Annotated in this window: 18 protein-coding genes; 14 read left to right on the forward strand and 4 right to left on the reverse strand. The window is 58.6% G+C overall.

Annotated features, from left to right (window positions below; genetic code table 11):
- Positions 1-7: 7 nt before the first annotated feature.
- Both AC09SL_RS17330 and AC09SL_RS17335 read right to left on the reverse strand, forming a co-directional pair.
- Positions 8-700 carry a response regulator gene (locus AC09SL_RS17330; RefSeq protein ID WP_058546408.1) on the reverse strand — a complete coding sequence of 231 codons (693 nt, stop codon included), beginning with the start codon at positions 698-700 and terminating at the stop codon, positions 8-10.
- Positions 675-4,067 carry an ATP-binding protein gene (locus AC09SL_RS17335; RefSeq protein WP_064107006.1) on the reverse strand — a complete coding sequence of 1,131 codons (3,393 nt, stop codon included), beginning with the start codon at positions 4,065-4,067 and terminating at the stop codon, positions 675-677. The genes AC09SL_RS17330 and AC09SL_RS17335 overlap by 26 nt, the downstream gene beginning before the upstream one ends.
- Before the next feature lie 320 nt (positions 4,068-4,387).
- On the opposite strand from AC09SL_RS17335, the gene urtA reads away from it, so the two are divergent.
- The 9 genes from urtA (at position 4,388) to AC09SL_RS17380 (ending at position 13,186) form a co-directional block, all read left to right on the forward strand.
- Positions 4,388-5,632 (forward strand): urea ABC transporter substrate-binding protein, encoded by a 1,245-nt coding sequence (urtA, locus tag AC09SL_RS17340; RefSeq protein ID WP_058542510.1) that lies wholly within the window; start codon positions 4,388-4,390, stop codon positions 5,630-5,632.
- Between the two features lie 111 nt (positions 5,633-5,743).
- Positions 5,744-6,661, forward strand: coding sequence for an urea ABC transporter permease subunit UrtB (urtB, locus tag AC09SL_RS17345; protein ID WP_058542509.1), 918 nt, complete (start codon positions 5,744-5,746; stop codon positions 6,659-6,661).
- Between the two features lie 10 nt (positions 6,662-6,671).
- Positions 6,672-7,859 carry an urea ABC transporter permease subunit UrtC gene (urtC, locus tag AC09SL_RS17350; protein WP_058542508.1) on the forward strand — a complete coding sequence of 396 codons (1,188 nt, stop codon included), beginning with the start codon at positions 6,672-6,674 and terminating at the stop codon, positions 7,857-7,859.
- Positions 7,856-8,614 (forward strand): urea ABC transporter ATP-binding protein UrtD, encoded by a 759-nt coding sequence (gene urtD / locus AC09SL_RS17355; RefSeq protein ID WP_003203582.1) that lies wholly within the window; start codon positions 7,856-7,858, stop codon positions 8,612-8,614. Before urtC ends, urtD begins: the two co-directional genes overlap by 4 nt.
- A gap of 10 nt (positions 8,615-8,624) precedes the next feature.
- On the forward strand, positions 8,625-9,314 hold the full coding sequence (gene urtE, locus AC09SL_RS17360) for an urea ABC transporter ATP-binding subunit UrtE (protein ID WP_058542507.1): 690 nt from the start codon (positions 8,625-8,627) through the stop codon (positions 9,312-9,314).
- Between the two features lie 153 nt (positions 9,315-9,467).
- A complete protein-coding gene (fmdA, locus tag AC09SL_RS17365; protein WP_058542506.1) occupies positions 9,468-10,697 on the forward strand; it encodes a formamidase in 1,230 nt (409 codons plus the stop codon).
- 36 nt (positions 10,698-10,733) lie between these two features.
- Positions 10,734-11,081 (forward strand): FmdB family zinc ribbon protein, encoded by a 348-nt coding sequence (locus tag AC09SL_RS17370; RefSeq protein WP_081264490.1) that lies wholly within the window; start codon positions 10,734-10,736, stop codon positions 11,079-11,081.
- Between the two features lie 14 nt (positions 11,082-11,095).
- Positions 11,096-12,139, forward strand: coding sequence for an aliphatic amidase (locus tag AC09SL_RS17375; protein WP_058542505.1), 1,044 nt, complete (start codon positions 11,096-11,098; stop codon positions 12,137-12,139).
- A gap of 3 nt (positions 12,140-12,142) precedes the next feature.
- Positions 12,143-13,186 (forward strand): AAA family ATPase, encoded by a 1,044-nt coding sequence (locus tag AC09SL_RS17380; protein ID WP_058542504.1) that lies wholly within the window; start codon positions 12,143-12,145, stop codon positions 13,184-13,186.
- Between the two features lie 125 nt (positions 13,187-13,311).
- Here AC09SL_RS17380 and AC09SL_RS17385 read toward each other — a convergent pair whose 3' ends face one another.
- Positions 13,312-14,934 (reverse strand): SulP family inorganic anion transporter, encoded by a 1,623-nt coding sequence (locus AC09SL_RS17385; protein WP_226921195.1) that lies wholly within the window; start codon positions 14,932-14,934, stop codon positions 13,312-13,314.
- A gap of 880 nt (positions 14,935-15,814) precedes the next feature.
- Between AC09SL_RS17385 and AC09SL_RS17390 the strand changes: the two genes are divergently transcribed.
- The 5 genes from AC09SL_RS17390 (at position 15,815) to arsJ (ending at position 21,394) form a co-directional block, all read left to right on the forward strand.
- Positions 15,815-16,990 (forward strand): DUF2252 domain-containing protein, encoded by a 1,176-nt coding sequence (locus AC09SL_RS17390; RefSeq protein ID WP_319017044.1) that lies wholly within the window; start codon positions 15,815-15,817, stop codon positions 16,988-16,990.
- 83 nt (positions 16,991-17,073) lie between these two features.
- Entirely contained in the window at positions 17,074-18,186 is a 1,113-nt protein-coding gene (locus AC09SL_RS17395) for a hypothetical protein (protein WP_058542503.1), read from the forward strand.
- A 480-nt stretch (positions 18,187-18,666) separates the two neighbouring features.
- A complete protein-coding gene (locus AC09SL_RS17400) occupies positions 18,667-19,038 on the forward strand; it encodes a metalloregulator ArsR/SmtB family transcription factor (protein WP_058542512.1) in 372 nt (123 codons plus the stop codon).
- Between the two features lie 121 nt (positions 19,039-19,159).
- A complete protein-coding gene (locus AC09SL_RS17405) occupies positions 19,160-20,164 on the forward strand; it encodes an ArsJ-associated glyceraldehyde-3-phosphate dehydrogenase (RefSeq protein ID WP_058542502.1) in 1,005 nt (334 codons plus the stop codon).
- A 9-nt stretch (positions 20,165-20,173) separates the two neighbouring features.
- Complete coding sequence (arsJ, locus tag AC09SL_RS17410; RefSeq protein WP_058542501.1) at positions 20,174-21,394, forward strand: organoarsenical effux MFS transporter ArsJ; 1,221 nt, start codon at positions 20,174-20,176, stop codon at positions 21,392-21,394.
- A 117-nt stretch (positions 21,395-21,511) separates the two neighbouring features.
- On the opposite strand, the gene AC09SL_RS17415 is transcribed toward arsJ, so the two are convergent.
- Positions 21,512-23,995: an arsenate reductase (azurin) large subunit gene (locus AC09SL_RS17415; protein WP_058542500.1), complete on the reverse strand. Its 2,484-nt coding sequence runs from the start codon at positions 23,993-23,995 to the stop codon at positions 21,512-21,514.
- Between the last annotated feature and the right edge of the window lie 4 nt (positions 23,996-23,999).

Genomic DNA, 23,999 nt, shown 5'->3' on the forward strand with positions numbered 1-23,999 from the left:
TCGCGGCTTACCTTGAAACACTATTGCGAGAATCGGTCATGGCCGACAAGGCCACGGAGGTCGCTGCTGTGCGCGTCTCTACACCTAACTTCACATACACATGCTCTAGATGTTTGTTCACGGTGCGTGGGCTCAGATCAAGAATGGTGCCGATGTCGCGGTTGGTCTTGCCGCAGGCCACCCAGCGCAGAACCTCGACTTCCCGACCGGTGAGCTGAAAGCGTGCCGACAGCACCCTGTGCGCCGGTTCGTCGTCCAGGCTCGGCGCGGTTGGCTGTGACGACGCTCGGGCCGACAGCAGGATGCGCGAGGTGCGCAGGTGCGCGGCGACCCGGGCCAGCACTTCGTCGGTCTGGATCGGCTTGGTCACGTAGTCGCTGCCACCCACTTCAAAGCCCTGGACCACATGCCTGCTTTCCGTCAGTGCGGTCATGAACAGCACCGGAATATCGGCGTTGGCCGGCTGCTCCTTGATCCGCCGGCAGGTCTCGAAGCCGTCCAGGCCCGGCATCATCGCATCCAGCAGGATCAGGTCCGGACGCCGGCGTTCGATGCGGTTCAGGGCGCTGAGCCCGTCGAGGGCCACCAGTACCATGTAGCCGGCATCGTTGAGGGCGTCGGAGAGCATGGCGAGGTTGTCCGGGGTGTCGTCCACAATCAGCACGACACCGGGTTCAGCGACTGTGGTCAGTGCATTCATCTTCTGCCTCCTTGAGGGCGCGGTTGATTTCGTCCAGGCGAAAGTTTTTCAGCAGCTTGCGTAGCGAACTGATGAAAGGGGCGGTGGCGGGCGTCTCGGCCTGGATGGCGTCGAGTTTTTCGTGCAGACCGCGTACGTAGCCGATGGCGCTGAGTTCGCCGAGGGCGATGAGCTCAGGCTGTGAGGGCAATATCCCCGGGTCGGGGAATGTCGCAGGGGCTGGTTTTTCGCGGCGCAGCCAGTGCAGGTCGAGCTGCTGCTGGATCCGTTCGAGCAGCTCCGGGGTGTGTACCGGCTTGGCAAGGTAGTCGTTGCAGGCACTGGCCAGGCTGCGCTCGCGTTCGTCGTTAAAGGCATTGGCCGAAATCACGATGATCGGTGCCGTGGACAACGCATTGCGGCGGATCAGCCGGCTGGTTTCCCAGCCATCCATCGTCGGCATCGACAGGTCCATGAGGATCAGGTCCGGCCCCAGCAGGGCGACCTGGCGAATCGCTTCCTGGCCGTTGCTGGCCTGGACCACTTCAAAGCCCAGGGGCGTGAGCATGCCGCTGAGGACCTTGCGATGGTCCACATGGTCGTCCACTACCAGCACCAGACGCCGCGGCCCCTGGTAGCCGATGATGTCGTGTTCGACATGGATCACCGCCTGCGGCACCCGTACTTGCGACAGAAACAGGCGCACCTGGAAACAGGTGCCCTTGTCCTGCTGACTCTTGACCTGCAACTCGCCGCCCATCAACGAGGTGAGCATGCGGGTGATGGTCAGGCCCAGGCCAACGCCCTTGTCCTGGCGCGTCAGATCACCGCGTTCGAAAGGCTGGAAGATTCGCTCGATGTGCTCGGGGTCGATGCCGATACCTGTGTCGATGATGTCGAAGGTTGCCGTCTCGCGCATGTAGCTGACCCGCAGGCAGACCTCGCCGCTGTCGGTGAAGTTGACCGCATTGCCCAGCAGGTTGATGAGGATCTGCCGGACGCGCTTTTCGTCGCCTCGCACCACCGCCGGCATCTTGCCGATCAGCTCCAGGCGAAAGCGCAACCCTTTGTCCCGGGCTTGGGGGGTGAACATCAGCTCCAGATCGTGGATCAGTTCCGGGAAGGGGATTTCCGTCGCTTCCAGGCGCAGTTTGCCGGCCTCGATCTTGGCCACATCGAGCAGGCCGTCGATCAGCGACAGCAGGTGCGAGCCGCTGCGCAGGATGGTCGCCAGGGCATCCTGATGCTGCTCCGGCATGGCCGCGTCGCGCTGCAGGATCTGGGTAAAACCGAGGATGCTGTTCAACGGTGTACGCAGTTCGTGGGACAGTCCGGTGACGTAGCGACTCTTGGCCGCGTTGGCCGCCTCGGAAGCTTCCTTGGCATCTTGCAGGGCCTGGTCGGTCAAGCGGTGGGCTTCGATTTCCTGCATCAGCAGCTGGGTCTGGCGGTCCGATTCTTCCTGGGCCACGTGGCGGCTTTCCCGCGTCAGAACCACCCACCAGGCGAGGATGGCCGCCAGTACCGAGAGCGTCAGGAAGGCCTGGAAAAATGCCTGGTACAGCGTCGCCTGGGCTTGCGGCGAGTGGGGCAGTCCCTGGGAGGCCTGGCCATAGATCAGCGCCAGAGCGCCGCTGAGCATCAGGATCAGCGCGAGCAGCAGGCCCAGGTAATGCACCAGCCGGGTGTGCAGGCGCGGCACCGTGGCATTGGGCAGCAACCAATGCAACAGCGCTTCGAACTGCGCCGACAGACGCCCGTGGGGTTTGCAGCGATCGCCGCAACGCGCGTCCAGCGAACAGCAAAGTGAGCAGATGGGCGTGCTGTAGGCCGGACAGAAAGCCATGTCGGCGGTTTCGAACGGGTTGCTGCACAGGCCGCAGGTGATCTGCGTGCTCGGTGCCACCGGTTGCAGCAGTAGCGGATCGCTGGTGCGGGCGATGTAATAGCGGCTGCGGGTGGCCCAGGCCAGCAGCGGGGTCATGACCAGCGAGGTGCCGAGGGCGACGAAGGGCGGGGCGGCCTGGGCCAGCGCACCCAATAGACCGAAGTGGGCGAGGACCGACAGCAGCGAGGCAATCAGCATGGAGCCGACGCCCACCGGGTTGATGTCGTAGAGGTGAGCGCGCTTGAACTCGATGTGTTTCGGTGACAACCCCAAGGGTTTGTTGATCACCAGGTCGGCGACCACCGAGCCGATCCAGGCGATGGCGATGTTGGCGTAGAGACCGAGCACCTGGTCGATGACGTCGAATACCCCCAGCTCCATCAGCATCAGGGCAATGGCCACATTGAACACCAGCCACACTACGCGGCCGGGGTGACTGTGGGTGACCCGGGCGAAAAAGTTCGACCAGGCCAGGGAACCGGCGTAGGCGTTGGTCAGGTTGATCTTCATCTGCGAGACGAAGACGAACAGCACCATGGCCGCCAGGGCCCATTGCGGCGAGGCGAACACATAACCGAAGGCCACCAGGTACATCTGGGTCGGTTCCGCAGCGCGCTCGATGGGGATCTCGTGTTGCAGGGCGAGAAACGCCAGGAAGGCGCCCGCGAACATTTTCAGGGCGCCGGGCAGGATCCAGCCGGGGCCGGCGCAGAGCAGGGCGGCCCACCAGCGCTTGCGGTTGGCCGCGGTTTTTTCCGGTAGGAAGCGCAGGTAGTCGACCTGTTCGCCGATCTGCGTCACCAGGGACAGGGCCACGGTACAGGCTGCGCAAAACGCCAGCAGATTGAAGTCGCCGCTGGCATCACGGCCCTGGAAACTGGTCCAGTCGCTGAAGGCCTCGGGGTTTTTCAGCAGCACAAACAGATAGGGCAGCACCAGCAGCACCAGCCACAACGGCTGGGTCCAGAGTTGCAGGCGGCTGATCAGGGTCACCCCATAGGCCACCAGGGGGATCACCAGCACAGAGCAGATCACATAGGCAAAGGCCAATGGGATATGGAAGTACAGCTCCAAGGCCAGGGCCATGATCGCTGCTTCCAGGGCGAAGAACAGAAAGGTGAAGCTGGCGTAGATCAGCGACGTAATGGTCGAGCCGATGTAGCCGAAGCCGGCACCGCGCGTCAACAGGTCCATATCAACGCCGTAGCGGGCGGCGTAGTAGCTGACGGGCAGGCCGGTGAGGAAGATGATCAGGCTCACGGCGAGAATCGCCCAGAAGGTGTTGGTGAAGCCGTAGCTCAGGGCCAGTACCCCACCAATCGCCTCCAGGGCCAGGAACGACACCGCGCCCAGGGCGGTGTTGGCGATGCGCAGCTCCGACCACCTGCGGAAGGACTTTGGTGTGTAGCGCAGGGCGTAGTCTTCCATGGTTTCGTCGGCGACCCAACTGTTGTAGTCGCGACGGATCTTGGCGATGCGCTGGGTGCCAGGTGGAAGCACAGTGAAAGACTCCTGGGGTCGAGGCGCTCCGTGCCTGGCGAGTGTGCCCGTGGCGGATAGCCGAGCAATTTTCATGCCCTGCACCGCGCCGTCTTGCCACGCCAGCTGTTGCCTGCGCGCGCGTGCGCGCAGTGCCGTTCAGGCGGGGCCTGGAGCGACAGCCTGCGCCGCCTTGGTGCATTTTTCCCTACGTCAAATGACGTATGCGCTTACGTCAGGCTGCGTATACCCGTCACCGATCCGCGCCGCCATGCTGATGCCACCACCGTTGCCGGCCGCCCCAAGGCGAGCTGTCAGCGTCACCGCAGAGGAGTATCAGCATGGAACCACGATTGATCCGGACTAAAGGCCTGTTGCCGCGCCGCCTGGCGCTGGGGGCGGCGGCCCTGTCGTTACTGGCTGCCAGTGTGTTCAGCCAGGGTGTATGGGCCGACGAGGCCAATAGCACCGGCCTGGCGGTGACCGCCACTGAAGTCACGGTCGGCCAGTTGCACTCGGCCACCGGCACCATGGCGATTTCCGAGACCGGCTCGATCCAGGCCGAACGCCTGGCCATCGAGCAGATCAACGCTTCAGGCGGCATCCTCGGTCGGCAGATCAAGGTGATCCAGGAAGACGGCGCCTCCGACTGGCCGACCTTCGCCGAGAAGGCCAAGAAGCTCCTGGTCAACGACAAGGTGGCCACGGTGTTCGGTTGCTGGACCTCGGCCTCGCGCAAGGCTGTGCTGCCGATTTTCGAGAAAGAAAACGGCCTGCTCTACTACCCGACTTTCTACGAGGGGCTGGAGCAGTCGAAGAACGTGATCTACACGGGCCAGGAAGCCACCCAGCAAATCCTCGCCAGCCTCGACTGGATCGCCAAGACCAAAGGCGCCAAGACCTTCTACCTGGTGGGGTCGGACTATATCTGGCCACGCACCTCGATGAAAATTGCGCGCAAACACATTGAAAACGTGCTGCACGGCACCGTGGTCGGCGAAGACTACTACCCGCTGGGCAACACCCAGTTCGGCTCGCTGATCAACAAAGTCAAGCTGAAGAAACCTGACGTGGTGTTCGCCGCCGTAGTGGGTGGCTCCAACGTGGCCTTCTACAAACAACTCAACGCGGCGGGCGTCAATTCGGCCAAGCAGACCTTGCTCACCCTGTCGGTGACCGAGGATGAATTGCTGGGCATCGGCGGCGAGAATATGGCCGGTTTCTATGCCTCGATGAAGTACTTCCAGAGCCTGGACAACCCCAACAACAAAGCCTTCGTCGACGCCTTCAAGGCCAAGTACGGCAAGGATTCGGTGATCGGCGACGTGACCCAGGCCGCGTATCTGGGCCCATGGTTGTGGAAGGCTGCGGTGGAAAAAGCCGGCAGCTTCGATGTCGACAAAGTGGTTGCAGCCTCGCCGGGCATCGAGTTGAAAACCGCGCCTGAAGGCTACGTCAAAGTGCATGAAAACCATCACCTGTGGAGCAAGACCCGCATCGGTGAAGTGCAGCCCGATGGCCAGTTCAAAGTGGTGTACGAGTCCGATCTGATCGAACCGAATCCGTTCCCTAAAGGCTATCAGTAAGGTCTGGGCCTATCGCGGCAAGCCGACTCCAACACTCTGTAGGAGCTGGCTTGCCGGCGATGGAGCTCCAACGTTTTTCCACATCCTCCCTCCAAGCAGGAGTCCATCATCATGGAATGGCTATCGGAATTTGGTGCCATCGCGGCGATGCAGGGGTTCAACGGCTTGTCCGTGTTCTGCGTGCTGCTGTTGATGGCATTGGGGCTGGCGATCATTTTCGGCCAGATGGGGGTCATCAACATGGCCCACGGCGAGTTCCTCACGATCGGCGCCTACACCACCTATGTCTGTTCGAGCCTGACCAGTCATTTCGCCCCATGGTTTCAACCCTATTATTTTTTCATCGCCATCGCCCTGTCGTTTCTGGTGGCCGGGGCCATCGGCTGGCTGGTGGAGTGGGCGATGATCAGTCGGCTCTACAAGCGTCCGCTGGACACATTGCTGGCGACCTGGGGGCTTTCGCTGGTGATGCAGCAGACCTTCCGTTCGGTGTTCGGCGCCCGTGAAGTCAGCGCGACGCCGCCAGAGTGGTTGATGGGCTCGTTCAACTTCACCGAGGCCATCGAGATCCCGCGCAACGGCCTGTTCATGATGGCCCTGACCCTGCTGCTCACCGCGGCCATTTTTCTCTTGCTCTACCGCTCACGCTGGGGCCTGCAAGTGCGGGCCACGGTGCAAAACCGACTGATGAGCCGTGCCGTGGGCATCAACACGCGCAAGGTCGACCGCATGACCTTTGCCCTCGGTTGTGGTGTCGCGGGGGTGGCCGGCGCGGCCTTTACCACCATCGGCTCCACCGGTCCCACGGCGGGCTCGCAGTACATCGTCGACACCTTCCTGGTGGTGGTCTTCGGCGGCGCACAAAGCCTGTTCGGCACTATTGCGTCGGCGTTCGTCATCGCCCAGACCCAATCGATCTCGGAGTTTTTCCTCAGTGGTTCGATGGCCAAGGTGCTGACCCTGTCCGGGGTGATCCTGATCCTGATGTTGCGCCCTCAAGGGTTGTTCTCCATCAAAGTGCGCAAGTAGAGGCGAGCCAATGAAGCTTTTAGACAAGATGCTGGCGGGCAAGCAGAACCTGTTGGGCGTGGCCCTGTTGGCGCTGCTGATTTTCGTGGTCTTCCCGCTGACCCTGGATGCCTTTCGCCTGAACATGGTGGGCAAGTACCTGACCTATGCCTTCGTCGCTGTCGGCCTGGTGCTGTGTTGGGGTTATGGCGGCATTCTCAGCCTCGGGCAAGGGGTATTCTTCGGCGTCGGCGGCTACTGCATGGCGATGTTTCTCAAGCTCGAAGCCTCCGACCCGCAGAGCACCAAAATCCAGTCGACGCCGGGCATTCCGGATTTCATGGACTGGAACCAGATCACCGAACTGCCCTGGCTCTGGGTGCCGTTCCACAGTTTCAGCTTCACCCTGTTGGCGGTGATCCTGGTGCCGGTGGTGCTGGCCTTCATCATTGGCATGGCGCTGTTCAAACGGCGGGTGGGGGATGTTTATTTCTCTATCGTCAGCCAGGCCATCGCGCTGATTCTCACGGTGCTGATCGTCGGCCAGCAGGGCCTGACCGGCGGGGTCAACGGCATCACCGATCTCAAGACGCTGCTCGGCTGGGACCTGCGCAGTGACAGCGCCAAGCTGCTGCTGTACTTCATCAACGCGGCCTTGTTGTTCGGCTGCATTTTCATCGGCCGCTTCGTCCTCGCGTCCAAGCTCGGGCGGCTGCTGATGGCGATGCGCGATAAAGAGGAGCGGGTGCGCTTCTCCGGTTATGACGTGGCCAGTTTCAAGATTTTCGTGTTCTGCATCGCTGCTGCTTTCTCGGCCATCGGCGGCGCCATGTTCGCCTTGCAGGTGGGCTTCATGTCGCCTTCGTTCGTCGGCATCGTGCCGTCCATCGAGATGGTGATCTTTGCCGCTGTCGGCGGGCGCATGTCACTGCTCGGCGCGGTGTATGGGGCCTTGCTGGTGAACTACGGCAAGACCTATTTCTCCGAGTCGTTCCCCGAATTGTGGCTGTACCTGATGGGCGGGCTGTTCATTGCCGTGGTCATGTACTTCCCCAATGGCTTGGCCGGACTCTGGGACAGCCATGGCCGCCAGACCCTTGGCCGTTTATTGCGGCGTACCCCGCAGCAAGCTGCCGTTGCCGCGCCCCTGCCGGAGACACCGCGCACTGCGCCGCCGACTCCGGCTCCTGAACGTCCTTCGCTGGAGACGCAGCCATGACCGCCGTGGGTTTTCAAATGAACAAGCCGGTGCTGGTTATCGAGGGGCTGACGGTGTCCTTCGACGGTTTCAAGGCCGTGGACAACCTCAACCTGTACATCGACCGCAATGAAGTGCGAGTGGTGATCGGGCCCAACGGCGCAGGCAAGACCACGGTGCTCGACCTGATCTGCGGCAAGACCCGCGCCACCAGCGGCAGCATCCAGTTCGATGGAAAGGAACTGACCAAGATGCGCGAGTACAACATCGTCCGTGCCGGCGTCGGGCGCAAATTCCAGAACCCGTCGATCTACGAAAACCTCACGGTGTTCGAGAACCTGGAGATGTCCTACCCGGCGGGGCGCAAGGTGTTTGGCGCGTTGTTCTTCAAACGCAGTGCCGCAGTGATTGCCCGGGTTGAAGAGGTGGCGCGGGAGATCTTTCTCGGCGAACTGCTGCAGCAGCAGGCCGACCTGCTGTCCCACGGCCAGAAGCAGTGGCTGGAGATCGGCATGCTGCTGATGCAGAACCCTGACCTGTTGATGCTCGATGAACCGGTCGCAGGGATGAGCGTCAACGAACGCGTCCAGACCGCAGAACTGCTCAAGCGTATCAGCCAGGGACGCTCGGTGCTGGTGATCGAACACGACATGGAATTCGTCAAGAGCATCGCCCATAAGGTCACGGTGCTGCACCAGGGCAAGGTCCTGGCCGAGGGCAGCATGGAGTCGGTGCAGAACAACCCGAAAGTCATCGAAGTCTATTTAGGCCATTGAGGAAGCAGGCATGTTCAACGTAGACAAGCTGTCCTGTGGTTACGGCCAGAGTCAGATACTCCACGACCTCGACCTGGCCGTGGCCAAACGCGAAATCGTCGCCGTGATGGGACGCAACGGCATGGGCAAGACCACGCTGTTCAAGAGCTTGATGGGCATCCTTCCGCAGTGGCGGGGGCAGGTCAGCGTCGATGGCCAGGAAGTCTCGAACCTGGAAACCCACGAGCGGGTGGAGCACGGCATCGCCTATGTGCCTCAGGGGCGGATGATTTTCCCCAGCATGACGGTGTTGGAAAACATACAGACCGGCCTGCCGGCATCGGCCCGGGGCCAGGTGCCCGAAGACCTCTATGCGTTGTTTCCGGTGCTCTACGACATGCGCTCGCGCAAGGGTGGCAACCTTTCGGGCGGGCAGCAGCAGCAACTGGCGATTGCCCGGGCACTGGCGACCAATCCCAAGGTGTTGTTGCTCGATGAACCCACCGAGGGCATCCAGCCGTCGATCATCAAGGACATCGCCCGCACTTTGAAAGAGATCCGCAACCTGCGCGACCTGACCATTGTGGTCTCCGAGCAGGTGCTGTCATTCACCCTGGAAATCGCCGACCGCTTCCTGGTGATCGAGAAAGGTCGCTTCGTGATTGAAGAGACCCGGGACAAGGTCGACGAAGCCACCATCAGTCGCTACCTATCCGTATAGACGCGGCCGGGCGGCGCGATGGTTTATCGGCCCCCCTTGTAGCAGTTGGCAAGCCAGCTCACAGGGGTACGTCATCCAACGTATTGGCCTATTCGTGCCGCCATTCGAGACTGGTTCCAACGCGGTACATCCCTAATGTTCAGGAGCTTCGCCATGACCGATACCTTGATCAAAGTCGACCTCAACCAGCCCGCCACCGAGAACGAACAGATCCATAACCGTTGGCATCCGGACATTCCCATGGCTTGCTGGGTCAAGCCAGGGGATGACTTTATTCTTGAGACTTACGACTGGACCGCCGGCGCGATCAAGAACAACGACGACGCTTCGGATGTGCGTGACGTCGACCTGTCCACCGTGCACTACCTGTCCGGTCCAGTGGGCGTGCATGGCGCCGAGCCGGGGGATCTGCTGGTGGTCGACCTGCTGGACATCGGCGCCAAGGCCGAATCGATGTGGGGCTTCAACGGTTTCTTCTCGCGGCAGAACGGTGGCGGATTCCTCACGGATCACTTTCCCAGCGCACAGAAAGCCATCTGGGATTTCAAAGGCATGTTCACCAGCTCGCGGCACATTCCCGGGGTCAACTTTGCCGGCCTGATCCACCCCGGATTGATCGGTTGCCTGCCCGACCCGGTAATGCTCGCCGACTGGAACCGCCGTGAGCAGGAGCTGATCGACACTCAGCCGACCCGCGTGCCGCCCCTGGCCAACGCCCCGCTGGCCGCCACCGCGCACATGGGCAAGCTCAAAGGCCAGGCCCGGGATGATGCCGCGGCCACCGGCGCACGCACCGTGCCGCCGCGTGAACATGGTGGTAACTGCGATATCAAGGACCTGTCCCGGGGCTCGAAGATTTTCTTTCCGGTCTACGTCAACGGCGCCGGGTTGTCGGTGGGAGACCTGCACTTCAGTCAGGGCGACGGCGAGATCACTTTTTGCGGCGCAATCGAGATGGCCGGCTGGGTCCATATGAAAGTCGAGCTGATCAAGGGCGGCATGGCCAAGTACGGGATCAAGAACCCGGTGTTCAAACCCAGCCCGATCATCCCGACCTACCAGAACTACCTGATCTTTGAAGGTATCTCGGTGGATGAAGCCGGCAAACAGCACTACCTGGACGTGAATGTCGCGTATCGCCAGGCCTGCCTGAATGCGATCAACTACCTGACCAAGTTTGGTTATTCGCCCGCCCAAGGCTATGCACTGTTGGGCTCTGCGCCGGTGCAAGGGCATATCAGTGGCGTGGTCGACATCCCCAACGCCTGCGCGACCCTCTGGTTACCCACCGAAATCTTCGAGTTCGACATCAACCCCAACGCCAACGGTCCCATCAAACACCTCGACGGCAGTATCGATCTGCCGATCGCCCCGGACCTGTGAGACACGCCCGAGCCCGATCAATGCCAGGAGAGCGTCATGCCGACCTATGAGTACGAATGCCAAACCTGCGGCTCTTTCACAATGTTGCGGCCTATGGCCCAACGGCACGAGTCGTGCCAGTGCCCGTCTTGCGCGGGCCCGGGAGGGCGGTTGCTGTTATCTGCGCCGGCACTGGCGACGTTGTCGAGCAGCCAACGCCAGGCCATGGCGACCAACGAGCGAAGTGCCCACGCGCCGCAGACGCTTGGCGAGTACCAGCAGAACCGTCGCCATCCCAGTGGGTGCAGTTGTTGCGCACCGAACAAACCGCTGGCCCCGACCAAAGAAAATCCACAGGGGCTCAAGAGTAAAACCGGCTCCAGACCTTGGATGATCAGCCATTAACAGAGGTGAATTTCATGCGTCATGGTGATATTTCCAGCAGCCCGGACACCGTGGGTGTCGCCGTCGTCAATTACAAAATGCCGCGGCTGCATACAAAAGCCGAGGTCATTGAAAACGCCCGCAAGATTGCCGACATCATCACCGGTATGAAAAGCGGTCTCCCCGGCATGGACCTGGTCGTGTTTCCTGAATACAGCACCATGGGCATCATGTACGACCACGATGAGATGATGGCGACTGCCGCCAGTATTCCAGGCGAAGAGACTGCGATCTTTTCCGCCGCGTGCCGTGCGGCAGACACGTGGGGGGTGTTTTCACTGACCGGTGAGCGGCACGAGGAACATCCCCACAAAGCCCCGTACAACACGTTGGTGTTGATCAATAACCAGGGCGAAATCGTCCAGAAGTACCGCAAGTGCATTCCCTGGTGCCCCATAGAAGGTTGGTATCCGGGTGATCGGACCTATGTCTGCGAGGGTCCCAAGGGCCTGCAAATCAGCTTGATCATTTGTGATGACGGCAACTACCCGGAGATCTGGCGCGACTGTGCAATGAAAGGGGCGGAGTTGATCGTCCGTTGCCAGGGCTATATGTACCCGGCCAAAGAGCAGCAGGTGATGATGTCCAAAAGCATGGCCTGGGCCAATAATTGCTATGTGGCAGTGGCCAATGCGGCCGGCTTCGATGGGGTTTATTCCTACTTTGGCCACTCGGCGATTATTGGCTTCGACGGTCGCACCCTGGGCGAATGCGGTGAAGAGGAAATGGGCATTCAGTACGCACAATTATCCGTTTCGCAAATCCGCGATGCGCGAGCGAACGACCAATCACAGAATCATTTGTTCAAGCTGCTGCATCGCGGTTACACCGGAGTCTATAACTCCGGGGACGGCGACAAGGGAGTGGCTGACTGCCCGTTCGACTTTTACCGCACCTGGGTACTGGATGCGCAGAAAGCCCAGGAAAACGTCGAAAAACTTACCCGTAGCACCGTCGGCGTGGCTCATTGCCCGGTGGGAGAGCTTCCCCACGACGGTAAAGAAAAACACGCAGGCTAAACCATGCCTTTGGTGAATGATCGCATCGACCCAAACCACCCACAGCCTGGCCTGACCAGCGCATCACCGGCAGCAGATTTGTTGACCTCACGCTTCGTCTTCAATCCCGCCCAAGTCATGGCGTTGTTGCGCAGTCGAATTGTCGGCCAAGAACACGCCATGAGCGCGGTCGAGGCGTTGCTGAACGTGGTCAAGGTCGATATTGGTGAACGTGAAAGGCCATTGACGGTGAACCTGTTCATGGGGCCGACCGGTGTCGGCAAGACCGAAATCGTCCGCCTGCTGGCACTCGCCATACACGGTCGCGCCGATGCTTTTTGTCGCATCGACATGCACACCTTGGCCCAGGAGCATTACTCGGCGGCGCTCACCGGAGCGCCACCTGGTTATGTGGGGAGTAAAGAGGGCGTTAGCCTGTTTAATAGCGAATTGATTCAAGGTACCTACAGTCGCCCTGGCATCGTGCTGTTCGATGAGCTGGAAAAGGCCAGCAAGGAAGTGGTGCGCAGCTTGTTGGGTATTCTTGAGAACGGCCAACTGACCTTGGCGGGCGGTAGCCGAACGCTGGATTTCCGCAATAGCCTGATCTTCATGACCAGCAACATTGGAGCCCGGCAAGCGACCACCTACAGGGAACGTTTTTCCCGCGGTTGGCGGCGCTGGCTCGGCATCGCCCCACAAGGTGAGCAGGCTATGTTGGAGCTAGCGTTGCACGCCTGGTTCGAACCGGAATTTCTAAACCGGATTGATCGCATCCTGGTTTTCCAACGCATCGAAAGCCAATGGCTGGAAGCGTTGTTGCAGATCGAACTGAACAAACTCAACCAACGGCTCGGTCAGCATCGCCGTACGCTGGTCCTGGACGTTGCGGCAAGCGACTGGCTGTGCCGAAAGCATGACCCACGCTTCGGTGCTCGGGCCCTGACAAGGCGAGTGCGGGTTGAGCTGGAGCCTGCCATCGCTGAGTGTTTGCTGGCTTATCCGCAGGCAATGCAGATGACTGCGACGGTCGAGTCAAACAGGCTCACGGTTGTTCCATTGTCGTAAGAGACGACACCGGATTGAGGTCCGCGCCAGTCCTCCCTGAGGATGCGGCCTGGTCGTCCCAGCCGATTAGTTCAGAGGTTAGATGCAATGTTTCATACCCAGGCGTAGGTGAGTCCCTCTAGTGCTTATGCCTGGTAATTTGCAACAGCTTGCTCAAGGTTGAAGAACATTCGTGTGCGGCCCAGTTCTGCCAAAGGCGAATGCATCACCATAGCCAATACGCTGGGGTTCATGCCTACGAGCAAAAGTGTCACTCCTTGATCGCGCAGTCGGCGCTCACCATCCGCCAGCATTTTGAGCGCGGTGTATTCCAGATCGAATACACCACTGAGATCAAGAGCCACAATGCGTGGTTTCGCCTGGTCGATCAAGGCGAGCATTTTTTGTCCGACTCGCTCAGCATTTGCGAAGAAGATGCGGCCTTCGGGACGAAGTAGAAGTAAATCAGTGAAATGTTCATCAAGGGGGTTGGCGTCGCTCTCTGGACGAAAAACGTTAGTGCCAGGCTTGCGAACCATCACATATACCGGCGGGTTGGAGACCTGATGAGCTAAGGCCAAAAGTGAGACGATTATTGCAACGATGATGCCTTGCAGTGTTCCAAGCATCATGACGCCCAAAGTTGCAACAAGTGCCCAGATAAACTCTGTGCGACGGACTTTGAGAATTTCTCGAAATTCGGAAGGGGCAATAAGCCCAACTGAATAGACGATAACCACAGCAGCCAATGTGGCATTGGGCATCAAGCCAATATAGGGGGCCAAAAACATGCAGGCACCCAAAGCTAAAATGGCTGTTATTAATCCAGCCAACTGAGTGTGAGCCCCCGCCAGGCGATTCACCGCAGTCTGTGTGGTGCCCCCTCCGGCAACCATGGCGCCCAGGAAGGCCCCTCCTATATTGGCGATGCCTGTCGCGATTAACTCCCGGTTTGCTTGAGGAGAGGGCTCATCGCTGTGAGTAAAGGCACGCCCCGCGGCTATTGTTTCAGTAAAACTCATCAATGCAATGCCCGCTGCAGAAGGCCAGAGCTTTGTCACCAACTCCCAATTAGGCAACGTCAAGGCAGGTAAACCGGTTGGAACATGACCGACTACCGCAAGGCCATGGTTGTCCAGCCCTAGCCAGCTCACCCCCAGAATCCCGATGACCACTGCTGCCAGTGGTGCTGGTATGGCCGGCGTAAAGCGCTTCATGGTGATCAGGATAAGCAGCATGAGCCCCCCGACTGCAACCGTTAGCAACGACGCATCAGGGATACCCTGTAATGTGGCCAAGGAATTATGGAGGAAGTTGCCCTTGTTAATATGGATGCCGATTAGTTTGGGGATTTGGTCAAGCACTATTACGATGCCAATTCCTGCCTTAAATCCTACTAGTACAGGTTCGGAGATGAAGTTGGCGACAAAGCCCATGCGCAAAAGCCCCGCCAAAGCGAGGAATCCCCCTACCAGCAAGGCTAACGTGGCTGATCCTGCCATCAAGTCTGCCAGATCGCCAGACGCACCAATCTGATCGAGTGCCGAACCAGCAAGGATGGCGAGTGTCGTAGTCGTGCTCACACTGAGTGGTCGCGACGAGCCGAGCACGGCATAAATCAGCATTGGCACCATGACCGTGTAGAGCCCTACCTGGACTGGCAGACCGGCAATGGTTGCATATGCCAGTGCTTTGGGTATGACAACCGCCGCTGTGGTCAGACCTGCGACCGTATCGCCTTTGAGCCAGCTATGCCGATAGTTGTGCATCCATTCCAGCAAGCGCTTTTGCGAGCTGCTACTCGAATGCCCCAATGTGACTTCCGACTGGTCAATCTGTTGGGGGGTATTCGATTCAGAGGGACGTCGACTCATTGAAAACTCCCGAGCGTGACTCACTTTTTTGCAAAAGCTCTCAAATCCTCAGTTTGGGAGCGCTGCGGGGGGCGTGGTTTGCTTTAAATCAACTATTCGTCGCGTACTCAAGAGTTTCTTTCCAAACCTCCAACTGCTGCGTTATTTGCCGTTTTCTCACCGTGCTGTCCAGGGTTTGAGTGCCCCCAATCCGTCTTTTCCGCATCCGTCCCATTGCTTGCATTGATTTTTGTCAGAAATGCCAATGTCGAGTGGTGTTAGCGTTTTGATAAGAATGGCTGCGCATCGGTTCGAGTCTCCGTTATGGAGCAGGGGGAGGCGGGCGAACATGAACAATGAGAGACAGGTTGCCGTCATACCATTTGCCCTGTGTTGGGGGCTTTGAGGCAGTTTTTTGGTTGTGATAAAGAACCGGCATCCCCAGTGCGCGAGCCGCCTGAAGTAACGGTCATGACGGTCACCGCCCACGACACGCCAGTGACTTTTGAGTTCGTTGCCAAGACCCAGAGCGTTGAACAAAGGAGCGGACATGTCTCACAGCAAGAAGAGTTCTATCAAAGGTACGTTGAAGAACGCGAAGAGCATGGAGAGCGATGAACCGATTTTTCGCTCGCGCAAAGAACGCCTGGAAGCAGGTGAACGTTTATCCGAGAGTTTGCCACACGCACTTCACGCCATTTGGAAGCCAAAGCGTAAGCACCGCGATCCAATTGAAATCCTGGAAGCGTCGAACCGATATCGTCTGCCCAATCTGATTCCTGTCCGCTACGGGCGCATGTTACGCAGCCCGTTCACCTTTTTGCGCGGTTCTGCCGGCGTGATGGCTCATGACTTGGCTACTACTCCGAACACAGGCATTCAGGTCCAAGCTTGCGGGGATTGTCACCTTTTGAACTTCGGACTGTTTGCGACCCCTGAGCGCAACCTGATTTTTGACATTAACGATTTCGACGAAACGCTTCCTGCCCCCTGGGAATGGGATGTGAAACGCCTGGCAATAAGTTTTGTCGTGGCCGCCCGGGACAACCGGCTCAGCGACAAAGACGCCCAGGCGATAGCGGTTGAGTGTGTTCGTGCTTATCGCGAGCGCCTGCGCAAACTGTCGAAGATGAGCCCGCTGGAGGTCTGGTATGACCACCTGGACGCTCAAATGATCGTCGACATGGCCCCAAACGAAAAAATCAAAAGAAACCGCGTTCAGTTGATCGCCAAGGCCAAAGAACGCCTCGGTGATTACCTCTATCCGACGATCACCAACGAAGTTGCGGGGCGTCGACGCCTACTCGATCAGCCACCGATCATTTTTCATATCCATGAAAAGAACTTCGCGCAACGTGTGCAGATGGCACTACGAGACTATCGATTGTCGCTACCCCTTGAACGACGTTTGCTTTTGGATCGTTACCGACTCGAAGACTTTGTCGTAAAGGCTGTCGGGATCGGCAGCGTCGGCACCTATTGTTTTGTCGGCCTGTTCTTTTCCGCGGAAAACCACCCGTTGCTCCTGCAATTCAAGGAAGCCTGTCCCTCGGTGCTGGCCCCTTTTGCGGGCAAGAGCGACTTTGAGAATCAGGGTGAACGCGTAGTCACCGGACAACGGCTGATGCAGTCCTCCAGTGACATTTTCCTGGGTTGGACGCAGGGGGAAAATGGCCGGCATTTCTTCGTTCGGCAGTTGCGGGATATGAAAATGACGGCTCCTGTGGAAGGCGCAACGGTCGATCAAATGAAGTTGTATGGTGAGTTGTGCGGTATGACCTTGGCCCGTGCCCATGCCAAATCCGGTGATGCCGCGCTCATCAGTGGCTATTTGGGAAAATCGGACAGCTTCGATCAGGCTATTGGCAAATTTGCCCGAAGCTATGCAGAACAAAACGCGAAAGATCATGCGTCGTTGGTGGCTGCTGAAAAATCAGGGCGCATCAAAGCGTTGAGAGAAGAAGACTTATGAAACGGATTTAACGCTTGGCAATCGCCTCGCATGCCAAACCCGATTGCCAGGTGCGACAAAACAATACGCTGTGAGGCAAGGTCATGGATCACGATTTTTCAGCGGCGAGGACCGGGCCATTACCGGGCTGTACTCGTCAAATTGCGCTCTTCGTGATTGCCTGCTGGGTTACCGGGTGCACAACGATGGGACCCAGCTCGATTCAGCGTGACCGAACGGATTACAGCGCGGTCATTGCCACTACCTGGAAAGAACAGACACTGCTCAATATCGTCAAATTACGCTACGCAGATGCACCCGTGTTCCTTGAGGTTTCCTCGGTTATCGCCTCCAGCGCGATGCAGAGCCAGGTCAACTTCGCGGCGAGTTGGTATTCGGGACTTCCCAGTGATGGAAACAGCCAGGCTATAGGGGCTTCCGGCGTGTATACGGATCGTCCGACGATCAGCTACACGCCGCTTTCCGGGGAAAAATTCTCTCGCTATTTACTGCAACCCCTATCGCCGGCTGCCGTGTTTTCCCTGATTCAGGCAGGCTATCCCATCGATCGCGTCCTGCAATTGACCACAAGTGCCGTTAACGGCGTCTATAACCGATCCACATCGCCTTCGCGTTTTCGCGCAGCGGATCCGCGTTTCTACGAGTTATTGGAGGCCTTCAGGCGAATCCAGCGCTCCGAGTCGTTGGGGATGCGCATCAATCAACGAAGCAGCGATGAAAGCATGCTCGTACTGATCCCGCGGGACGTTTCCGACGACGTCGAGAACGATCGTCGAAAGGTTCGCAAAATCCTTCAGTTGAACCCCGATGCCAGCGAGCTGAATCTAACGTTTGGCATGGTGCAACGTTATGACACCGAGGTCGCGCTACTGACTCGCTCCATGTCGGAAATCTTCGTGGAGCTGGCCGCAACCATCGAGGTTCCACCGGCACATCTGCAGGAAGGGCGTGCAAACCCGGCGCCTGCTACGCCTGAGCATCCAAGCCCATGGGACGAACCATTAGTGCGTATTCACTCAAGCAAGGAGCGGCCGATCGATGCCCATACAGCCGTTCGCTATCGCGACTATTGGTTCTGGATCGATGACCGTGACATGAAATCCAAATCGGAGTTCTTGTTTGTTCTCGTCCTGTTTTCGCTGGCCGAAACGGGCGTGACACCACAGACGCCTGTGATTACCGTGCCCGCAAACTGAACGAAAACGGTGGAATCAGGTATCTGAGCAAAATCGTTGCTGGGTACGGTTTTATCCTGCGGCCAAGGTTAAAACGCCCGCCCGCAGGCGGCCTTCAGCTAACGATGTCACTGGGGCAACGCATGTTTCGGCGGTCCAGTTCTGGGCCGATGGAGTGTCTTCGGGCACTGCGTTTCCTTCAGCGCTGACCGGCCTGCGCCAGTTGGACAAAGACATTTCGCTGACCCCTTCGCGCCGGGAAACCTCTATGGGTATATGCACTTTCCAAGATGTCCCGAACCGTTCTGCTGAATGAATATCCGGTGTGACCTATAAAAAAGGGTTCTTACGGGCGTCTGTTCGCCAGTACCTGGTTTTTTCGAGATTTTCGATGCGCGGGCTTTATCTATTATTCGTAAGCTAATATATTCGGAAAACCATATATATGACGAGCCTTCACAATGACCAGCAAAGTCCATGTTCTGTCCGCTGAGAATCGATATGGCTGACCATCTGACACCGACCACTGTTTTCAAATGCCTGGCGGATGACATCCGCGTGCGCACCATGCTGCTTATCACTCGCGAAGGAGAGCTTTGTGTGTGTGAGCTGACCTGCGCGCTGAACGAGAGTCAGCCAAAAGTCTCCAGGCACTTGGCGCAGTTGCGCACCTGCGGTCTGCTTTCGGATCGTCGGCAAGGCCAATGGGTGTATTACCGACTGCACCCGAATCTCCCCGATTGGGTTCATCAAGTGCTGGCCACTACGCTGGAAAGCAACAAGCACTGGTTAAGCCCATATGCCAAACGCCTTGAGGGAATGGGTGATCGCCCTGAGCGTGCAGCCGTGTGCTGCGAAAGCCAGACCGCCTGATTACGCTGATTTGGCACGCTGTAGCCTCAGGAACATTGATCATGAGCAACAGGCGCCTTTTCTTCCTGCATAGGCCAGTTCGACAGCCAGTCGGACGCCACTGACAACAGAGCACAACAACATGACTATCAAGGTTGGTATCAATGGTTTTGGTCGGATCGGTCGCCTCGCTCTGCGAGCTGCCTGGAATTGGCCTGAGTTCGAGTTCGTGCAGATCAACGATCCAGCGGGTGACGCGGCCACTCATGCTCACCTGATCAACTTCGACTCGGTGCATGGCCGTTGGAACAACGAAGCCAGTGCCGAAGGCGACCACGTCGTCATCGACAACAAGCGGATCAAAGTCACGGCCAACAAAACGATTGCCGACACCGACTGGTCGGGTTGTGACCTGGTGATCGAAGCCAGCGGCAAGATGAAAACCGTGGCGGTGCTGCAGGCTTACCTGGATCAGGGCGTCAAACGTGTGGTGGTGTGTGCTCCGGTGAAGGAAAAAGGCGCGTTGAACGTCGTCATGGGCGTTAACCAGCACCTGTTCGACCCGGCGCAACACCGCATCGTCACCGCTGCCTCGTGCACCACCAATTGCCTCGCGCCAGTGGTGAAAGTCATCCATGAAAAGCTGGGCATTCGCCACGGTTCGATCACCACCATTCACGACCTGACCAACACCCAGAGCATTCTCGATCAGCCACACAAGGATCTGCGCCGTGCGCGTGCCTGCGGCATGAGCCTGATTCCAACCAGTACCGGCTCGGCCACCGCCATTGCCGAAATCTTCCCGGAGCTGCGTGGGCGCCTCAATGGTCACGCCGTACGTGTACCGCTGGCCAATGCGTCGCTGACCGATTGCGTTTTTGAAGTCGAACGGGCCACCACCGTGGAGGAGGTCAATCAGTTCCTCAAGGACGCTTCCGAGAATGAGCTCAAAGACATCCTCGGTTTCGAGGCGCGCCCGCTGGTGTCCATCGACTACCGTACCGACCCGCGCTCATCGATCATCGATGCGCTGTCGACCATGGTCATCAACGGCACCCAGGTCAAACTCTACGCTTGGTATGACAACGAGTGGGGCTATGCCAACCGCGCCGTCGAACTGGCCAAAATGGTCGGCCTGGCAGTCTGAGGGGCGGCCATGAAAGCGTTGTCAGCCCTCGCGCCGCCCGTGCGACAGTACCTGCTCGTGACGGGCAACTACTGGGCCTTCACGCTCACCGACGGCGCCTTGCGCATGTTGGTGGTGCTGCACTTTCATGCGTTGGGCTACAGCCCACTGCAAATCGCGGCGTTGTTTCTGTTCTACGAACTCTTTGGCGTGATCACCAACCTGGTGGGGGGGTACCTAGGTGCCCGGCTGGGCCTGAACCGAACCATGAACATCGGGCTGGGCCTGCAGGTCGCGGCCCTGCTAATGCTGACGGTGCCGGTCGCCTGGTTGACCATCCCCTGGGTGATGGGTGCCCAGGCGTTGTCCGGGATCGCCAAAGACCTGAACAAGATGAGCGCCAAAAGCTCCATCAAACTTCTGGTTCCTGATGGGCAGCAGGGCAAACTCTACAAATGGGTGGCGATCCTCACCGGCTCGAAGAACGCGCTCAAGGGTGTCGGCTTCTTTCTTGGCGGCGTCCTGCTGGCATTGATCGGCTTCAAAGGCGCGTTGCTGGCGATGGCGGGTGGCCTGGCGCTGATTTGGATCAGTAGCCTGATCCTGTTGAAGAAGGACCTGGGCAAGGCCAAAGCCAAGCCCAAGTTTCGTGACATCTTGTCCAAGAGCCGGGCGATCAACATCCTTTCGGCGGCGCGGATGTTTTTGTTCGGCGCCCGTGATGTCTGGTTCGTGGTGGCCTTGCCGGTGTACTTGAGCAGTGTCTTGGGCTGGGGCTTCTGGAAGGTTGGCGGCTTCCTGGCGGCCTGGGTGATCGGCTACGGCATCGTCCAGTCGTTCGCGCCCAACATCACTGGAAAGAAGCGAGGGCACGTGCCGGACGGTCGAGCGGCGTTCCTGTGGGCGCTGCTACTGGCGGGTTTGCCCGCGGCTATTGCGCTGGGGCTGAACACCGGGCTGTCGCAACAGGTCGTGCTGTTGGGTGGATTAATGGTTTTTGGGGCGTTGTTCGCCGTGAACTCGTCGCTGCACAGCTACCTGATCGTGTCCTACGCCAAGGAAGACGGCGTGTCGTTGGATGTGGGTTTTTATTACATGTCCAACGCCATGGGACGACTGATCGGCACCGTACTCTCCGGCTGGGTTTACCAGGACTTTGGGTTGGGCGCATGCCTATGGATATCAAGCGCATTTGTGTGTCTGGCCGCCTTGATCTCTGTTGCTTTACCCAGGCATGCCGAGGCGATATGAAACCGTCAGACTGGACGGCCTCCTGCGCGCTACGTGCATGTGAAGAAAATGGCAGCGCCAGAATCAGCACATGTCGCAGGCATGCCATGAGCCAATCAATCTCCCGCACGATTGTCCTTAGGTACTAAACCTGCGCGTCTTGAAGCTGATCGTCTCTTTGAACTCGTCCACCTTTCCGATACGGCGAATACTCGCCCATGTTCCTTTGTAGTAGGGCACCACGTTGCGGTCGGTCCAGGGCGTGGTCAGGTCGCCCATCACGCCGTTGAAGTGTCCAAACTGCATGAAGGTCTGATTGCGTTTGATATCGGGCTCCAGATAGGCCAGCGCATAGGACGAACCGTAATCGTTGAACACCTCGACCACGTCTCCGGCTTCAATGGTCAGCGTCTTTGCATCGTCGGGATTGATTTCCAGATAAGCCATCGGCACACGCCGCCGTACGAAATCGTTGTACTGGTCGTGGTAGAGCGTTTGCCATACTTCGTTGATCCGTCCGCTGTTGATCCAGAACGGGTGCTTGGCCTTCTGTTGCGCCACCGGTTCTGGCAACCCGGGCCATGCTGCTTGTTTGAACTCTGCTTTACCGTCCGGCGTGTCGAACTTGTAATCGGTGTAGAGCATCTCAGTACCGATCAGCTTGCCGTCTCGGTATGCTTGGGTGGGCAATTGGACGCCATTGTTGCCCATGGCTTTCAGGCGTTCGTAGGTGACGAGATGTCCCGTGGTCCCGCCCTGGCTGTCGATGGGGCCAGCACCAGGCTGGCCGGCCATACGGAAGCCGTCGTTGAAGGCGTCCTCCTCGCTTTTCCAGTCGAACCCTGCAAAACGCGCTGCCATGTCCAGATTCCCTTCGTCCGTATACATCTGCCGAAGGGTGTTGGCGATAGCCGCTGCGATGAGGCAATCGGCTTTCGCCGAACCTGGGGGATCCATGAATTTCTGTGAAAGGCGCATCCGCCGTTCCCCATTCATGGAGGTGAGATTTATTTCGCCTGGATGGGCTGCCGGAAACATCACATGGGCGGCTTCCGCCAGTTTGGTCGGGTAGAGGTTGATGTTGGCGACGAAGAGCCCGCCTTTGTTTTTTACCGCGTCGTAGACCGCATCCACCCTCTGCGCGGTTGTGCCGCCGCGAATACTGGCCATGGCCTCCCTTACGATGTTGGCGCGTTTGAGAATGACCGTACGATGCTGCTCGGCATTGAGTGTGGTCTGGAAGGGATTGGCCCCCCATGCCGTATACATCATTCCTTTGCCGTTGATGATCTCCTGATCGACATAGATCTTGGTATTGCCAGGATAAGGGGGGCGGGCATAACCCTCTTGATGCCCACCCATCCGCACCACGCCCGTACCTCGTCGTCCGACGTTGTGGGTCGCAAGGACCAGGTCGACCAATGCAGACTGGATCAGGTAGTTGTCATTGCCCCAGATGATTCCTTTTTCATAAGCGTGCAGGGTGTGGGGGCGGTGGCCGGAAGCTTTCGGCTTGTAGGCCCATTCGGCTGCTTGCTTGAGCTTGTCCGCCGATATACCGGTAACGCGGCTGGTTTCTTCAAGCGACATTCGATTGGCTTGGAATGCCTGCTCGAACCCTTTGGTATGGGCCGCGATAAATGCCTCGTCATGCCATTTCTGCTCGACCACATAGGTCAGCAGGCCATTGAACAGGGCGATATCCGTTCCCGGTTCGATATCCAGGTGAAGCACGTTGCCTTTACCTGCTGCCTGCTCCGCTATCGCGATGGTTGGCGTCCTGCGAGGGTCGACAAAAATTATCCTGGCTGGGACTACGGTTTCTCCAGCAAAACGCTGTTTGCGTTTGTCGACAGTCTGCCCCTGCAAGTTGGGCAGCCAATGCGCCAGGAAGTAGTTGGTTTGGGTTTCGTATGAATTGCAGCCGATGGCCACAATGACGTCGGCCAACTCTGCGTCTTCGTAGCTGTTGTTGAGTTCGCCAATGCCCATCTCGCGGGTGGCGTGGCACTCGGAGTTATAGGCCGGGCGGTTATGGATTCGCACCAATGGGGTTTGCAGTGCGGTGAACATCAATTTGCCGGTGCCCCAGGTGTTCTCGAATCCGCCTCCGGCGCCTCCATGGTCGAAGCAGTCAAAGGCGAGCGGGGCAGGCCCGTCATTATCAAGAATCTTCTTGATCACCCCAGCGTAGAGCGCCAGAGCATCATCCCAACTGGTGTCGACCCACTGGTCAGCCACATAAATGCGTGGGCTGCGCAAGCGCTCCCTGCCTACTCCGTCGGGGCTGTACATGACCTTGGCCAGTTGTCCGCCTCGTGTGGACGAGAGCCCTTTGTTAACGGCGCACTGTTTATCCGGCACGATCATGATGTTGTAGCGCTTACCGTCCTTGTCGATGATCGTGTTCTGCATGGCGGGCGTCAGGGTGGCAGCCAGGGGAGGTAATTGTGTGCGGAAGTCGAGCGCGAGTGCGTTCTCGTCGGGCGCCCGTCCACCTTCCTGATTTTCCGGCCATTTGTACACGTGATAACCGCAACCCACGATGCAGAAGTGGCAGGTCAGGTTGGTCTTTTGGGCATCTGTGGGGGGCAGTGCCACACGATCTTTGTTGGTTGCCATTTTG

This window comes from Pseudomonas sp. PF05 (assembly GCF_056521845.1).